General features: G+C 73.1%; 13 protein-coding genes. 4 read left to right on the plus strand and 9 right to left on the minus strand.

Annotated features, from left to right (window positions below):
• Positions 1-3: 3 nt before the first annotated feature.
• Positions 4-2,295: a heavy metal translocating P-type ATPase gene (locus tag ACPPVO_RS44035; protein ID WP_426504490.1), complete on the plus strand. Its 2,292-nt coding sequence runs from the start codon at positions 4-6 to the stop codon at positions 2,293-2,295.
• Positions 2,296-2,309: 14 nt separating this feature from the next.
• On the opposite strand, the gene ACPPVO_RS44040 is transcribed toward ACPPVO_RS44035, so the two are convergent.
• Positions 2,310-2,603 (minus strand): hypothetical protein, encoded by a 294-nt coding sequence (locus ACPPVO_RS44040; protein ID WP_426504491.1) that lies wholly within the window; start codon positions 2,601-2,603, stop codon positions 2,310-2,312.
• 18 nt (positions 2,604-2,621) lie between these two features.
• Between ACPPVO_RS44040 and ACPPVO_RS44045 the strand changes: the two genes are divergently transcribed.
• Positions 2,622-4,577, plus strand: a complete 1,956-nt coding sequence (locus tag ACPPVO_RS44045; protein ID WP_426504492.1) for a heavy metal translocating P-type ATPase — start codon at positions 2,622-2,624, stop codon at positions 4,575-4,577.
• 572 nt (positions 4,578-5,149) lie between these two features.
• On the opposite strand, the gene ACPPVO_RS44050 is transcribed toward ACPPVO_RS44045, so the two are convergent.
• Entirely contained in the window at positions 5,150-5,833 is a 684-nt protein-coding gene (locus tag ACPPVO_RS44050; protein WP_426504493.1) for a hypothetical protein, read from the minus strand.
• 161 nt (positions 5,834-5,994) lie between these two features.
• Here ACPPVO_RS44050 and ACPPVO_RS44055 point away from each other — a divergent pair, with 161 nt between their 5' ends.
• Complete coding sequence (locus ACPPVO_RS44055; RefSeq protein ID WP_426504494.1) at positions 5,995-7,107, plus strand: sensor histidine kinase; 1,113 nt, start codon at positions 5,995-5,997, stop codon at positions 7,105-7,107.
• On the plus strand, positions 7,104-7,757 hold the full coding sequence (locus ACPPVO_RS44060) for a response regulator (protein ID WP_426504495.1): 654 nt from the start codon (positions 7,104-7,106) through the stop codon (positions 7,755-7,757). The genes ACPPVO_RS44055 and ACPPVO_RS44060 overlap by 4 nt, the downstream gene beginning before the upstream one ends.
• On the opposite strand, the gene ACPPVO_RS44065 is transcribed toward ACPPVO_RS44060, so the two are convergent.
• The 7 genes from ACPPVO_RS44065 to ACPPVO_RS44095 form a co-directional block, all read right to left on the minus strand.
• Positions 7,742-7,963 carry a hypothetical protein gene (locus ACPPVO_RS44065; protein WP_426504496.1) on the minus strand — a complete coding sequence of 74 codons (222 nt, stop codon included), beginning with the start codon at positions 7,961-7,963 and terminating at the stop codon, positions 7,742-7,744. The two genes, ACPPVO_RS44060 and ACPPVO_RS44065, sit on opposite strands and share 16 nt — an antisense overlap.
• Before the next feature lie 146 nt (positions 7,964-8,109).
• Positions 8,110-8,541, minus strand: coding sequence for a sarcosine oxidase subunit gamma (locus ACPPVO_RS44070; protein WP_426504497.1), 432 nt, complete (start codon positions 8,539-8,541; stop codon positions 8,110-8,112).
• Positions 8,531-11,161: a 2Fe-2S iron-sulfur cluster-binding protein gene (locus ACPPVO_RS44075; protein ID WP_426504498.1), complete on the minus strand. Its 2,631-nt coding sequence runs from the start codon at positions 11,159-11,161 to the stop codon at positions 8,531-8,533. The genes ACPPVO_RS44070 and ACPPVO_RS44075 overlap by 11 nt, the downstream gene beginning before the upstream one ends.
• Entirely contained in the window at positions 11,158-11,409 is a 252-nt protein-coding gene (locus tag ACPPVO_RS44080; protein ID WP_426504499.1) for a sarcosine oxidase subunit delta, read from the minus strand. The genes ACPPVO_RS44075 and ACPPVO_RS44080 overlap by 4 nt, the downstream gene beginning before the upstream one ends.
• Entirely contained in the window at positions 11,409-12,623 is a 1,215-nt protein-coding gene (locus ACPPVO_RS44085; protein WP_426504500.1) for a sarcosine oxidase subunit beta family protein, read from the minus strand. The genes ACPPVO_RS44080 and ACPPVO_RS44085 overlap by 1 nt, the downstream gene beginning before the upstream one ends.
• A gap of 1 nt (position 12,624) precedes the next feature.
• Positions 12,625-15,024 carry a GcvT family protein gene (locus tag ACPPVO_RS44090; protein WP_426504501.1) on the minus strand — a complete coding sequence of 800 codons (2,400 nt, stop codon included), beginning with the start codon at positions 15,022-15,024 and terminating at the stop codon, positions 12,625-12,627.
• A gap of 155 nt (positions 15,025-15,179) precedes the next feature.
• Positions 15,180-16,163: an ABC transporter substrate-binding protein gene (locus ACPPVO_RS44095; protein ID WP_426514810.1), complete on the minus strand. Its 984-nt coding sequence runs from the start codon at positions 16,161-16,163 to the stop codon at positions 15,180-15,182.
• Positions 16,164-16,184 lie beyond the last annotated feature (21 nt).

Here is a 16,184-nt window from a genome sequence, read left to right on the forward strand (position 1 = left end):
GTCATGGCACCCATCCAGCCGCTGATCACGGTACCGACGCAGCTTGAACTGGCCATCGGTGGCATGACCTGCGCCTCCTGCGCCGCGCGGATCGAGAAGAAGCTCAACCGCATGGACGGCGTCACCGCCACCGTCAACTACGCCACGGAGAAGGCCACCGTCACCGTCACCGGCGACGTCACCCCGGCGCAGCTCATCACCACCGTCGAGCAGACGGGCTACACCGCCGCCCTGCCGGCCCCGCCGCCGGCCGCGGGCGCGAAGCCGACGACCGAGCCCGCCGACGAGCTGCGTCCGCTGCGGACCCGATTGTGGGTGTCGCTAGTCCTAACCGTCCCGGTGATCCTGCTCGCCATGGTGCCGGCTTGGCAGTTCGACTTCTGGCAGTGGGCGTCGCTGACCCTCGCCGCGCCGGTCGTCGTCTACGGCGGGCTGCCGTTCCACAAGGCCGCCTGGACCAACCTGCGCCACGGCGCGGCCACCATGGACACCCTCGTGTCGCTGGGCACCCTGGCGGCGTCCGGTTGGTCGGTGTGGGCGCTGTTTCTCGGGACCGCCGGCACCCCCGGCATGACCCACCCGTTCGAGCTCACCATCGAACGCGGCGACGGCGCGGGCGACATCTACCTCGAGGCCGCGGCCGGCGTCACGCTGTTCCTCCTCGCCGGCCGCTACTTCGAGGCCCGCGCCAAGCGCCGCGCCGGGGCCGCCCTGCGGGCCCTGCTCGAACTCGGTGCCAAGGACGTCGCCGTCTTGCGCGACGGCGCCGAACACCGCATCCCGGTCGAGCAGCTGACCGTGGGGGACCGGTTCGTCGTGCGGCCCGGCGAGAAGATCGCCACCGACGGCGTCGTCGAAGATGGCACCTCCGCCGTCGACGAGGCCATGCTCACCGGCGAATCCGTCCCCGTCGAGGTCGCCCCCGGCAGCACCGTCACCGGCGCCACCGTCAACGCCGGCGGACGGCTCATCGTGCGCGCCACCCGCATCGGCGCCGACACCCAGCTCGCCCAGATGGCGAAGCTCGTCGAACAGGCCCAGACCGGCAAAGCCGCCGTCCAGCGCCTCGCCGACCGCATCTCCGGCGTGTTCGTCCCGATCGTCATCGCCCTCGCCGTGGCGACCCTCGGCTATTGGATCGGCACCGGCACCGGCCTCACCGCCGCGTTCACCGCCGCCGTCGCCGTGCTCGTCATCGCCTGCCCATGCGCCTTGGGCCTGGCTACCCCGACCGCGCTGCTCGTCGGCACCGGCCGCGGCGCCCAGCTCGGCATCCTCATCAAAGGCCCGGAAGTCCTCGAATCCACCAAGCGTGTCGACACCGTGGTGCTGGACAAGACCGGCACCGTCACCACCGGCCAGATGACCCTGCACGACGTCATCCCCGCCCCGGGCACCGACGCCGCCGAGGTGCTGCGCACGGCTGGGGCGCTCGAGGCCGCCTCCGAGCATCCGATCGCCCGTGCCGTCACCACCGCCGCGACGGATCGGCACGGGACCCTCCCTGCCGTCGACGGCTTCGCCAATGTCGAGGGGCTCGGCGTGCGCGGCACCGTGAACGGGCGCGCCGTCATCGTGGGCCGGGCCCAGCTCCTGCTCGCCGAGGGCCTGACGATCCCCGCCGAGTTGCGCGACGCGAAGACGGCAGCGGAGCAGCAGGGCCGCACGGCGATCCTGGCCGGCTGGGACGGGCAGGCCCGCGGTCTGCTCACCGTCGGCGACGCAGTGAAAGCGTCCAGCCGAGAGGCGGTCGCCGCGCTGCGCCGGCTCGGGCTGACCCCGATCCTGCTCACCGGCGACAACACCACCGCTGCCAGCACGGTCGCCGAACAGGTCGGCATCGCCGACGTCATCGCCGAGGTTCTGCCCGCCGACAAGGTCGACGTCGTGAAACGCCTGCAGGCCGACGGCAAGGTCGTCGCCATGGTCGGCGACGGCGTCAATGACGCCGCCGCCCTCGCCCAGGCCGACCTCGGCCTCGCCATGGGCACCGGCACCGACGTTGCCATCGAGGCCGCCGACCTCACCCTCGTCCGCGGCGACCTCACCGCTGCCGTCGACGCGATCCGGCTGTCCCGCCGCACCCTGCGCACAATCAAGACCAACCTGTTCTGGGCCTTCGCCTACAACGTCGCCGCACTGCCCCTCGCCGCCGCCGGCCTGCTCAACCCGATGCTCGCCGGGGCCGCGATGGCGCTGTCATCGGTGTTCGTCGTGACCAACAGCCTGCGCCTGCGCCGGTTTGAGCCCGCCCACCCAGTCGGCCACGCCGGCGCCGGACAGGCCGCTGCCTGACCCGGACGTCTGTCTCATCGCACCGGCACCGCACCGGGCGGGACGGCTGGCTCGACATCACCCGCACTACCAAGCTCGCCGTTGCCGCCCAATACCCCCTGGGGGTATTGCCGCGGTGTTGAAGGGAGAGTGTCATGTCCGAGGCATCGAGCGCGGCGGGTGTGAACGCCCAGCACCACCATGCGCATCAGCACGTCGGCACCGACGGGCAACAGCCGCTCGCGCATCCCCACGCGCGACACGAAGTGACGGCCGGTTCGCACGCTGGCGACTCCGGACACCACGGCCACGGCGGGCACGACAAGCACGCTGGGCACGATCCGGAGATGTTCCGGCGCAAGTTCTGGCTGAGTCTCGCGCTGACCATGCCGGTGGTCGCGACCAGCGAGATGGTCATGGACTGGTTCGGGTACCGGCTCGACTTCCCCGGCGTGACGTGGGTCGGCCCAGTCCTCGGGTCGGTGGTGTTCCTCTACGGCGGCTGGCCGTTCCTGGCCGGTGGCGTGCGGGAGGTCCGCGACCGGGCGCCCGGCATGATGCTGCTCATCTCCATGGCCATCACCGTCGCCTACGTCGCGTCGCTGGCCACCAGCACCGGGCAGTTCGACCTGGACTTCTGGTGGGAACTGGCCGCGCTGGTCACCATCATGCTGCTCGGACACTGGCAGGAGATGAAGGCGATCGGCCAGGCCCAGGGCGCCCTGGCCGCCCTGGCCGCGCTGCTGCCCGACGAAGCCGAACGGGTCGGCGAGGACGGGTCCGTCGCCGCGGTGCGGGTCACGGACCTGGGCGTCGGCGACGTGGTCCTGGTGCGTTCCGGGGCCCGGGTGCCCGCCGACGGCCGGGTCGTCGACGGCGAGGCCGAACTGGACGAGTCGATGATCACCGGCGAGTCGCGGCCCGTCCGCCGCGCTGTCGGCGACCGGGTGGTGGCCGGCACGGTGGCCACCGACTCGGCGCTGCGGGTGCGGGTCGACGCCGTCGGTGAGGACACCGCCCTGGCCGGGATCGGCCGGCTCGTCGCCCACGCCCAGGAGTCCAGCGGAAGGGCGCAGGTCCTCGCCGACCGGTTCGCGGCCGTGCTGTTCTACGTCGCGACCGCCGCAGCCGCGGTCACGTTCGTGGTCTGGTGGGCGCTGGGAAACCTGGACCAGTCCGTGGTCCGCACCGTCACGGTGCTGGTGATCGCCTGCCCGCACGCGCTCGGCCTGGCCATCCCCCTGGTGATCGCCCTGTCCACCGCGGTGTCCGCCCGGGCCGGCATCCTCGTCAAGGACCGCCTGGCCCTGGAGCGGATGCGGGCCGTCGACGCGGTGCTGTTCGACAAGACCGGCACCCTCACCCGCGGCGCCCACGTCGTCACCGCCGTGGCCGGCGCCGGCGACACCGGCGACGACGAGGTGCTCCGGCTGGCCGGCGCGGTCGAAGCCGACAGCGAGCACCCCTTGGCCAAGGCGATCGTCGCCGCCGCGGCCGGCCGGGCCGCAAAGGCCAGCGAATTCCGGTCGCTGACCGGCCGCGGCGTGCAGGCCTCCGTCGACGGCACCCGCTACGCCATCGGCGGCCCGGCGCTGCTGCGCGAACTCGGCGCAGCCGAACCCGCCGACCTCACGCAACGGACCGCCGAGTGGTCCCGGCGCGGCGCCGCGGTGCTGCACCTGCTGCGCCGCACCGACGGCGGCGCCGAAGTGCTCGGCGCCCTCGCACTGGAGGACGAGGTACGCCCGGAGGCCCGGCAGGCCATCGCCGAGCTGCGCGCACAGGGCATCCGGAAGATCGTCATGATCACCGGGGATGCCCGGCCGGTCGCCGAGGCGGTCGCCGCCGACCTCGGTCTCGACGAGGTGTTCGCCGAGGTCCTCCCGGCCGACAAGGACCAGGCCGTCGCCCAGCTGCAGGCCCGCGGCCTGACCGTGGCGATGGTCGGCGACGGCGTCAACGACGCACCCGCCCTGGCCCGCGCCGACGTCGGCATCGCCATCGGCGCCGGCACCGACGTCGCCATCGAGTCCGCCGGCGTCGTCCTCGCCTCATCCGACCCCCGCGGCGTCACCGGTGTCATCCGGCTCTCCCGGGCCTCCTACCGCAAGATGATCCAGAACCTGGCCTGGGCCGCCGGCTACAACGTCATCGCCATCCCGCTCGCCGCCGGCGTCCTGGCCTGGGCCGGCATCACCCTCAGCCCCGCCATCGGCGCCATCCTCATGTCCACGTCCACCATCGTGGTCGCCGTCAACGCCCAACTCCTGCGCCGGGTCCGGCTCGCACCCGACCCGGCATAGCCGACGACGTCCGCGGCGGTCTTCTCCACCGCCGCGGACGTCCGCCCTCGTCCAACGACAGTCACTGCCCGGCCGCACCGGCGTCGTGGACGTCCCGTCGACCATCGATAGTGATCACCGTCAAATCATCGAATCGGTCGTCACTCACCTGTTTGGCATCGACGTAGGCTTCCGTCAGTGTCCGAAGATGAGGTCAACCAAGCGGGTGCCGACTGCAGATCCTGGCACTCGTACCCACGGTGGGCTGCCTGGAGGCTCGGCGTCGTACAAGAGTATGTACTTTCTTGCCCGCGGGCTTGCAGGACACGATGGCACCCAGCTGCGTCTAGTCCACGAGAGCATGCACGGTGTCCGAACGTCCGCCGCCCTCCCGGGATGCGGCCGCTTGCTCAGCTTGCGGACCGCCCGGAGCGCTATCCCGGCCGAGGTCGCCGACGCGGCAGCGGTCGTGCAGGCTTTGGCCGCCTCCTACGGCGGCCGCCCGACATGACCATCCTGGTGGTGGCCGGCGACGCTGGTGTTTTGGCCTCCGCTGAACCTCGGTCAGGTCGGTCCGGCCCAGGCCCCGGCGCTCACCGGCCGTCCCGCAGCCAGTGCCAGGCCAGCGCGCCGACCCACAGCTCGTAGCCGAGCGTGCTCAGCGCCAGCAGCGGGAACAGCGCGCCCGACACGAGGGTCGCGCTGCCGACCAGGCTGAGCAGGGCGATGACGCCGGCCGAGCGGACCAGCCACGGGGCCTTGCCGGTGGCGCGCAGGCCCAGCGCGATTGCGCCGATGAAGAACACCCGGGCGAACACCGAGAACGCCAGGCCGAACGGCGCCACGGCGTCCCAGCCGGCGAGGATGCGCAGGTCGGCGCCGTCGGCCGCGGTCTCCAGGGCGACGTCGTGCAGCATGCCGGCCATCGGCCAGATCAGCGCGAGGAGGATGCCGGACCCGACCGCGACGGTGGCGAGGACGCCGCTGCTGTCGGCCCGGCGTAGCCGCGCCCAGACGGCGCCGAGGAAGCCCAGCAGGAGCGACCCGGCGGCCATGAAGACGAAGTTGCCGATGCGGTACAGGTCGGCCGCCTCCTGCACGCTCTGCCCGCGTTCCAGGGCGGGGTCGGACGGCGAGCCGCCGTGCGGCAGGACGAAGACCGCCATCGCGATCATCGCGAGCAGCTGGCAGACGGTGAATGCCAGACCGAAGCGGGTGCTGGTCCGGACGGGGCCGGCGGTGACGGTGGCGGCCGGCAAGGTCACAGGCGAAGTCATCGATGTTCCTTTCAACGGTGGTTGGGTGTGAGCAACGTACGGAGGCGGGCACTCTGCCGGCATCGACCCGCGGGCGGCTTCGCAGCTCAGCCTCTCGGTGCAGCGCCGATCAGCCCGTGGGATGAGGCGGCGCGCAACGGCGATGTCCTACGCTCGCGGTCGTGAACGCGTGGGTGGCCCGGCTGCGGGTGGCACGGTCCGACGCCGTCCTGACGGCGGTGCTGACCGTGATTGCGCTCGCCCAGACGCTCGTGTTCCCGATCGCCCATCGGGGCATCGGCGAGCTCTACGTGCTCGGGTCGATGCTGCCGCTGGCCTGGCGCCGGCGGTATCCGCTGGAGTCCGCGGCCGTGTCGAGCGCGTTCTGGTTCATCCCGCTCGACGGCTACCCCCTGCTCGGATACGTCGCCGTCGTCCTGCAGTTCTTCGCCGCTGGCGCCTACGGCGCGCCGCGCGCCGCCGTGTGGGCGGTCACCGCGTGGGGCTGCGTCACCGGGACCGTCGGCACGCTGCTCGGCCCCGAGCTGCCAGTGGCCGTGATCGGCGCGGTGCTGTCCGTCGTGGCGCCGGTGGCGGCCGGGCAGCTCGTCGCCCACCAGCGCCTGCAGCACCGGGCGCTGCTGCAGCTGGCCGCCGAGCTGGAGGCCGAGAAGCGCAAGGTGCGCGAGGCGGCGGTCAGCGAGGAGCGGGCCCGGATCGCCCAGGAGCTGCACGACGTCCTCGGCCACGAGCTGACCCTCATCGCCGTGCAGGCCGAGGCGGCGTCCGCGGCGCTGCGGCTGGCCCCGGAGCGGGCCGCCGCACCCGTCGAGGCGATCCGCGAGACCTCGCACCGGACCCTGCGCCAGATCCGCTCGGCGCTCGACGTCGTGGCGCCGCCGACCGACCCGACCGACGCGACCGCCGAGGGGCTGGCCGATCTCGCGCGGCGGGCGGACGCGGCCGGGGTGGCCAACTCCCTCGCGCTCACCGGCGTGCCGTGGCCGGGCGAGACACCGGTCTGGCTGGCGGTGCACCGCATCGTCCGTGAGTGCCTGACCAATGCCGGCCGGCACGCGCCCGGCCGGGCCATCGCGGTCGGCGTGCACTGGGCGCTGGACACCGTCACCGTCACCGCGGCCAACCCGGTGGACGGTCGTGCGCAGCCGGTGCCGGGGCGAGGCCTGGCCGGCATGCGGCACCGGGCCGAGCTGCTCGGCGGCACGTTCACCGCCGCGGTCCGCGACGGCTCGTTCGAGGTACAGGTGAAGCTGCCCGCCGCGGGGGCGCGATGATCCGCGTTCTGGTCGTCGACGACCAGGCCCTGGTACGGCAGGGCCTGCGGCTGATTCTCGAACTGGCCGGGTTCGAGGTGACAGAGGCGGGCGACGGCGCCGCCGCGATCGCGGCCGTCGGTGAGCAGCGGCCCGACGTCGTGCTCATGGACCTGCACATGCCGGTGCTGGACGGCGTCGAGGCGACCCGGCGCATCGTCGCCGGCTGTGATGGCCGCACCCCGGTCATCGCGCTCACCACGTTCAACGCCGACGAGCACGTCGTCAGCGCCCTGCGGGCCGGGGCGGCCGGTTTCCTGCTCAAGGACGTGACGTCGGAGGGCCTCGCCGACGCGGTCCGCCGTGCGGTCGACGGCGAGCCGGTCATGGCGCCGAGTGTGCTGGCCCGGCTCATGGACCATTTCGCAGCGCGGCCGCCGCGGCCGCCGGCGCCGCCCGCCGGTGTCGCCGACCTCAGCGAGCGGGAGCTGGAGGTCCTGACCCGCATCGGTGCCGGCCTGTCGAACGCCGAGATCGCCGCGGAGCTGGTCATCAGCATGGCCACCGTGAAGACGCACGTCCGGCACATCCTGGCAAAGCTCGACGTCCGGGACCGGGCCCAGGCGATCGTCGTGGCGCACGAGGCCGGCCTGCGTCACGGGGCGCGCTGAGTGAGCCGGACGGTGACGCCGTCCGCCGACCGGTACAGGCTCGCGCGATCGCAGGTTTGGTGCGCGATCCACAGCCCGAACCCGGCCGGCGCGTCGTCGCCGCCGACCGGCAGCAGCCCGGCGAACGGGTACGCCGGGCCGGGACCGCCGTCGGTGACCGTGGCCACGACCCGGCGCCGGACACCGCTGAGTTCGCCATCCAGCACGGCCTTACCGATCTCGATGTCTTAACTCTTGGCCACGCCGGACGCCGGCGCTGTCCCTGGCCCGGTTGCTCGGCCGCGAGGCCGCCGAGTTCGAGGGCGGCCACTCGGCCGAAGGCGTTCGCGGCCCGCCTGCTCGAACTGCTCGCTCAGCGGTACTCGACCGCGGCGTCGTCGAGCCACTCGGCGACGTAGCGGGCGAAGGAGGAGCGGACCAGCAGCCAGAACACCGGCTCGTCGGCGACCAGCATGAGCACCACCGCGGCCCGCGCCAGCATGGTCTGCGCGCACGAGCCGACCGGGAACGCGGCGGGGTGCAGGTCCAGCGCGCAGCCGTGGGCGAGGACCGAGCGGGCCTGCGGGCCACGCACCGCGAACCCGACCCGCGTGTCGCTCACGTCGAGGGTGGATCCGTCCTCGGTACCGCGGGGATGCAGCACCAGCCACTCGTCCGGGCCCAGCCACAGCACCCGGCGCTCGCCCTCGGTCACGAACGTGTTGGGCGTCGCAGGGTAGCCCGCCGGGACCGTACGGCTGCGAACGTTCAGCTTCGGCACGGCGGGCAGGCGCTCAACCGTCACGGCGGGTCCCTTCCGGGTCGTAGAACACCGGCGCCGTCACGGTGACCGGCACCACCGCGCCGTCGCCGAGGGGCACCCACAGCCGCTCACCCAGCCGGTCGCGACCCGATCGCACGAGCGCCAGCGCGAACGTGCGGCCCAGCGCCGCGCTGTGGTAGCTCGACGTCACGTGCCCCAGCAGCGGTACCGGGGGCGGGGGCAGCTCCCGGTCGGCGACCAGGTGGGCGCCCTCGGGCAGGCGGAGCGCGGGATCCTCCGGCAGCACGCCGACGAGGTGCTTACGGTCCGGCCGCGCGGTGTCGGGCCGCTCGAAGGAGCGCTTGCCGATGAAGTCGGCCTTCTTCTTCGACACCGCCCACCCCAGCCCGAGGTCGTGCGGCGTGACGGTGCCGTCGGTGTCCTGCCCGATGATCGGGTAGCCCTTCTCCGCGCGCAGGACGTGCATCGTCTCGGTGCCGTACGGCGTGATCCCCCACGGCCGGCCCGCCGCCAGGACCGCCTCCCACAGCTCGGGCCCCTGCCACCAGGGCACGTTGACCTCGAAGGCCAGCTCGCCGGAGAAGCTGATCCGGAACACCCGGGCGGCCAGCCCGGCCACGCGGGCGTCGCGCCAGCGCATGAACGGCAGGTCGGCCAGGTCGCCGCCGACCGTGCCCAGCACCGCGCGGGAGTGCGGGCCGACCACGGCGACGGTGGACCATTGCTCGGTGACCGACGTGCACCAGACCTCGAGGCCGGGCCACTCGGTCTGCCGCCACTCCTCGAACCAGTCGAGCACGGCGGCGGCGTTGCCGGTCGTTGTGGTGACCAGGAACCGGTCCTCGGCCAGCCGGGCCACGGTGCCGTCGTCGAACACCATGCCGTCCAGCCGGCACATCACGCCGTAGCGCACGGCGCCGACGGCCAGGCTGCTCATCACGTTGGTGTACATGCGGTCGAGGAACTCGGCGGCGTCCGGGCCGTGCACGTCGATCTTGCCGAGGGTGGAGGCGTCCATCATCGCCACGCCGGTCCGCGCCGCGACGCACTCGCGATGCACCGCGGCGCCGAGGTCCTCCCCGGCCCGCGGGTAGTACCAGGGTCGCTTCCACTGTCCGACGTTCTCGAACCGCGCGCTGCCGGCCACGTGCCGGTCGTGGATCGCGGTGATCCGGATCGGGTCGAACCGCTCGCCCCGGTCGCGGCCGGCCAGGGCCGCGAAGCTGACCGAGGTGTACGGCGGGCGGAACGTCGTCACGCCCAGCTCCGCGATCCGCGCTCCGAGCGCGTCGCCGATCGTTGCGCTGGTCAGCAGGCCGGACGTCTTGCCCTGGTCGTGCGCGGTGCCGGCGGTGGTGTACCGCTTGACGTGCTCGACCGAGCGCAGCCCGGCCCCGGTCGCCCGGCGGACGTCGGCCACGGTGACGTCGCGCTGCAGGTCGACGAACGCCTCGTGCGGGGCGGCGGCGACGCCGGCGTGCCACAGGTACGAGCCCGGCGGGTCGGGCCGCCCGGCGGGCACCGGCGGCGGGGACTCCGCCGGCACGCCGAGCGCGATCAGCGCCCGCGCGGCGGCGGCGGCGCCGTCGGCGGCACACGCGTCGTGCTCGTACCGGCCGGCGGCGGCCCCGGCGGGCTCCACCGCCTGCCGGCAGCCGTCGGCCAGGTACGCCCCGAGGTCCTCGTCGTAGCGCAGCCCGCCGCCGGCCTGGCTGTAGAGGTGCAGCACCGGGCTCCAGCCGCCGGAGACCAGCAGCAGGTCGGCCTCGACGCGCCGGCCGTCGACGAAGACCGCGGCGAGCTCCGAGCCGCCCTCGGTGCCGGTCACCAGCCGCCCTTCGCGGGCGTCGGCGACGGCGGCGATCTCCACGCCGGCGGCGGCCAGGTCCGCGGCGGCCTCGTGGCCGGACCGGTTGGCGGTGAAGACGACCGCGCGACGACCGGCCGGCACGCCGAAGCGGTGCAGGTAGGTGCGGGCCGCGCCGGCGAGCATCACCCCGGGCCGGTCGTTGCCGGGGAACGCGATCAACCGCTCGTGCGCGCCGGTCGCCAGGATCACCCGCTTGGCGCGGATGCGCCAGATCCGCTCGCGCGCCATGTCCGGCGGCGCGGCGAAGCCGAGATGATCGGTGCGCCGCTCGACCGCGACCACGTAGTTGTCGTCGTAGTAGCCGAACGCGGTCGTGCGGCCCAGCACCGTGGCGCCGGGCACCAGCGCCGGGTCACGGGGGTGCTCGTCGCACAGCAGCACCCGCACACCGGCCGCCGCCGCGAACTCGGCCGCCGCAAGTCCGGCCGGCCCGGCGCCGACGACGAGCACGTCGCAGTGCGCGAACACCGCGTCATAGCGGGCCGGGTCGGGGCGGTCGGCGAGCCGGCCCCGGCCCGCCAGGCCGACGGCGGCCAGCCCGTCGAAGAGCTCGACCATGGTTGCCGGGCGCAGCGGGTCGGGGAACGGGGTCTCGACCTGCACGATGCCCGTCGGCTCCTCGCTGCCGGCGGACATGATGCCGCGCGGCCGGCCCAGCCGGACGCTGGTAGCGACCCGCCGCACGCCGTTGGCCAGCAGGGCTGCCGCCAGCGTGTCGCCGGGGCGGCCGGTGTACTCGATCCCGTTGAACGTAAAGCGCACGACGTTCACCGGTACACCCGCAGCACCTCGTTGGTGCGGGTGTCGCGCACCGCGTTGAACCAGCGCCGGCAGCCCGAGCTGTGGCACCACCGCTCGGCGAAGGGGCCCTTCGGGTTGTCGCGGACGAAGAGGTACCGGCCCCACTCCTCGTCGGTGAGCGCCGCCGGCTCGGCGGGGTAGGCCACGTGCGCCTGGCCGCCGTAGTGGAACTCGTCCTCGTTGCGCGGCCCGCACCAGGGGCAGTCGATGAGCAGCATCAGTGCGCCACCGCCGCCGCGCCGTGCTCGTCGATGAGCGACCCGGTGGTGAACCGGTCGAGCCGGAACGGCGCGTTGAGCTCGTGCGGCTCGCCGGTGGCGACCGTGTGGGCGTAGCACCAGCCCACGCCGGGGGTGGCCTTGAACCCGCCGGTGCCCCAGCCGCAGTTGACGAACAGGCCCTCGACCGGGGTCGGCCCGACGATCGCCGAGGCGTCCGGGGTCACGTCGACGATGCCGCCCCACGTGCGCAGGACGCGGGCGCGGGCGAACACCGGGAACAGCTCCAGCGCGGCGGACATCTGCCGCTCGATGACGTGCAGCGCCCCGCGTTGCGTGTAGGCGTTGTAGGCGTCGATCCCGGCCCCCATCACCAGCTCCCCCTTGTGCGCCTGGCTGACGTAGACGTGCACCGCGTTGGACATCACGACGGTGGGATGGACCGGCTCCAGCAGCTCGGAGACCAGGGCCTGCAGTGGGTGGCTGGACAGCGGCAGGGCCAGCCCGACCATCGCGGCCAGCACCGAGGTGTGCCCGGCGGCGCAGAGCGCGACCCGGCCGGCACCGATCGGTCCCCGGGTCGTCTGCAGCCCGACGACCCGGCCGCCGGCCACGTCGATGCCGGTGACCTCGCAGTGCTGGATCAGGTCGACGCCGAGCGCGTCCGCGGCCCGGGCGAAGCCCCACGCGACGTAGTCGTGCTTGGCGATGCCCGCCCGCGGCTGGTACGTGGCGCCGAGCACGGGGTACCGCACGTCGGGCGAGACCGAGATGATCGGGCAGACCTCCCGGACCTGCTCGGGCTCGAGCCATTCGGCGTCGACGCCGCTGAGCCGGTTGGCGTGCACCCGGCGCACGCCCTCGCGCACGTCCTGCAGGCTGTGCGCGAGGTTGAGCACGCCGCGCTGGCTGAACAGCAGCGGATAGCCGAGGTCCTCCTCCAGCGTCTCCCACAGCCGCAGCGCGTGCTCGTAGATGCCCGCGCTCTGCTCCCACAGGTAGTTCGACCGGATGATGGTCGTGTTGCGGGCCATGTTCCCGCCGGCCAGCCAGCCGCGCTCCAGCACCGCCACGTTCGTGATGCCGTGGTTGCGGGCCAGGTAGTAGGCGGTGGCCAGGCCGTGCCCGCCGCCGCCGACCACCACGACGTCGTAGTGCCGCCGGGGCTCCGGGTTGCGCCAGAGGAAGTCCGGGTGCTCGGGAAGGTCCTCCATGTCAGCCCTTCAGCCTCGTCATCGCCGGGTCGAACAGCGGCTCGGCGGCGACGGTGGCCGGGATCCGCCGGTCGAAGTATCCGATGTGGACGGTCCGGCCGGGCTCGGCCAGCTCGGCGGGGAGCCAGGCGTAGGCGATCCCGGTGCCGACCGTGTAGCCGTAGGCCGCGCTGGTGACGTATCCGACGGCCGTGTCCCCGCTGTACACCGGCTCCGCGCCCAGCACCACGCCGTCGAGGGTCAGGCAGGCCAGCCGCCGGTCGTGCGGCCGGCGCAGCAGGCCGTCCCGGCCGAAGAAGTCGCCCTTGCCCAGCTTGACGGCGAAGTCCAGGCCGGCCTCGAAGGGGTCGTGCTCGTGGGTCATGTCGGTGCCGAACGAGCGGTACCCCTTCTCCAGGCGCAGGCTGGTGAACGCGCCCCGGCCGGCGGCGAGCAGGCCGTGCTCGCGGCCCGCCGCCCACAGCGTGTCCCACAGCTTGAGGCCGAGATCCGCGGTGGTGTAGAGCTCCCAGCCCAGTTCGCCGACGTAGGACAGGCGCAGGGCGGTGACCGGGACCATCCCGACGTAGGTCCGCACGGCGCGGAAGTACCGCAGCCCGGTGTTGGACAGGTCGGCGTCGGTGAGCGGCTGCAGCACGTCGCGGGCGCGCGGGCCCCACAGGCCGATGCAGCAGGTCCCCGCCGTCAGGTCGGTGATCGCGACCCCGGCGGGCGCGTGCCGGCGCAGCCAGTCGACGTCGCGCTGGCCGTTGAGGCCCACCTGGAAGCGCTCCTCGCCGAGCCGGGCGATCGTCACGTCGCTGCGGATGCCCCCGTCGGCGTTGAGCAGCAGGCAGTACGTCACCGAGCCCACCGACTTGTGGATGTCGCCGGTGGAGATCCAGTGCAGGAAGTCGGCCGCCCCGGGCCCGGCGACCTCGGCGCGCTTGAGGGTGCTCATGTCGTACAGCGCGACGGCCTCGCGGGTGGCCTGCGCCTCCGCGCCGACGATCGGCGACCAGAACCGGGCCGCCCAGCCGTCCGGCTCCGGCAGGCGCCGGCCCGCGACCAGCGGTGCGTTGGCCCCGTACCACTGCGGGCGCTCCCACCCGGCGTACTCCAGGAACGCGGCGTCCAGCTCCTGCTGGCGCGGGTAGAACGGCGTCGTGCGCAGCGGCCGCGGCGCCTCCATCGGCTGCAGCGGGTGGATGATGTCGTAGACCTCGACGTAGTTCTGGCAGTCGCGGGCCAGCACGTAGTCGGGGGCCAGTTGGTGCGCCTCGAAGCGGTTGAGGTCGCAGCCGCTGAGGTCGAACGTGCTGACGCCGTCGACGATCCACTCCGCGACCGCCCGCCCGACCCCGGCCGAGTGCGTCACCCAGACCGCCTCGGCGACCCAGAACCCGGCAACGTCGGGCGACTCGCCGAGCAGCGGCAGGTTGTCGGTGGTGAACGAGAAGAGGCCGTTGAACGCGTCGTCGATCTTCGCCTCCCGCGCCGCCGGAAGCAGCTCGCGGGTCGCCGTCCAGGCGGGCTCGAAGTCGTCGGCGGTGAACGGCAGCATCGAGGGCATGATCTCCGCCTGCGAGACCGGCACGATGTCGTCGGCGCTGATCGGCAGCGGCCGGTGGCCGTAGTAGCCCACGCCCAGGCGGTCGCCGCGGTCCCGCACGTACAGGTCGGCGTCCTGGTGGCGCAGGATCGGGTGGGTCGCCTCGGCGGTCAGGCCGTGCAGCGCCGGCACCGGGCCCGTCCAGGCGAGCTGGTGCGCCAGCGGGGTGAGCGGCAGCCTCAGGCCCACCATCCGGGCGATCCGCGGTCCCCAGATGCCGGCCGCGCAGACCACGATGTCCGCCGGCAGCTCGCCCCGGTCCGTGACGACGCCGGCGACCCGGCCCCCGCTGGTGCGGATGTCGAGGACCTCGTGGCGCTCCAGCAGCCGCGCGCCGCGCCCGGCCGCCCGGTCGAGCTGGACCTGCACCGCCCGGACCGCCCGGGCGAGCCCGTCGGCCGGGACGTGCAGGCCGCCGAGGACGCCGCCCCGGTCGAGCAGCGGGTGCAGCCGCACGCACTCGTCCGGGTCGAGGACGCTGCCCCGGCCGCCCCACGCGGCCAGCCAGCCGTGTCGGCGGTGCAGCTCGGCGAGCCGGGCGGCGCTGGTGGCCACCTCGAGGCTGCCGACCGGCAGGAAGCAGTCCAGCCGTCCGAGCTTGTCGATGGTGTACTGCGCGAGGCGCGTCATGGTCCGGTTGGCGTTGGTCTGGAAGACCAGGCCCGGCGCGTGCGACGACGACCCACCGGTGGCCGGCAGCGGCCCCTGGTCGACGACCGTGATGTCGTCCCAGCCCCGCAACGCCAGCTCGTCCGCGACGGCCGCGCCGACGACGCCGGCCCCGATCACGACGACCTTCGGACCGGTCATGCCGACCCCCCTATTCGGTGCGTCTTGAGCAACACGGTGCGCCCTTCGCAACAGATTCGCGCCCGGCATCGCGCGTGTCAAGAGCCCGCCGTAGCGCGGAACGGGCCGGCCCCACAGGTGGGCCGGCCCGTTCACGGATCAGATCACCGCTCGGATCACGTGCCCTGCAGCCACGACTGCCAGACGTCCGGGTGGGCGTCGACCCACTTCTTGGCGGCCGCCTCGTCGGAGAGCTTGTTCTCGGCGATGTCGCGCGCGACGTCGTTCTGGTGGTCGTTGGTCCACTTGAAGTTCTTCACCAGCGTCATGGCCGGGCTGCCCGAGCCGGCAAACTTCGTGCTCACGATCTTGTCGAGGTCGTACGGCTGGTAGTCGCAGGCGACCTTCTGCGCGTCGGCGTCGCAGCCGGGCGTGTAGGGCGGCAGCGGGATGTGCACGAGCTTGACCTCGGACAGGAACCACTGCGGCTCGTAGAAGTACCCGATGACCCACTTCTTCTGGGCCTCGGCGGTCTTGAACGCCTGGATCAGCGCGTCCTCGCTGCCGGTGAAGATCACCTTGAAGTTCAGGTTCAGGTTCTTCACCAGCGCCACGTCGTTGGTGACGTAGGACGGGTCGCCGTCGAGGAAGGCGCCCTGGTTGCCGGACTCGGAGGTCTTGAACTGCGCGGCGTACTTGTTGAGGTTGTGCCAGTCCAGGATGTCCGGGTGCTCCTTGGCCAGCCACGGCGGGATGTACCACCCGATGGTGCCCTTGTTCCCGGTCTCGCCGGCCTCCTGGGCGACCTTCTGCTGGTCGATGTAGGTCTTCTTGAGGTCGTCGTGGCCCCAGTTCTCCAGGATCACGTCGACGGCGCCGGTGGCGAAGCCCTCCCACGACACCTGCTCGGTGATGTTCTTCGACACCACGGTGCAGCCGAGCTTCTCCTTGGCGATGTAGCTGATCACCGCGGCGTCGGCCTCGTAGCCGACCCACGGGTTCACCGCCAGGTTCACGGTGCCGCAGGGCTTGTGGCTGGCCGAGGCCGCCGGTTCGGCGTTCGGCTTGATCTTCGAGCCGCAGCCGGTGAGTGCGAGCAGGCCCGCACTCAGCAGCGCCACGGCGCGCACCCTCGTCGCTGTAGTGATCACGAAGCGTATTCCTCCCCTAGTGCTGGATGT

It is taken from the genome of Dactylosporangium sp. McL0621, assembly GCF_049995355.1.
In the GTDB taxonomy this organism is placed as follows: domain Bacteria; phylum Actinomycetota; class Actinomycetes; order Mycobacteriales; family Micromonosporaceae; genus Dactylosporangium.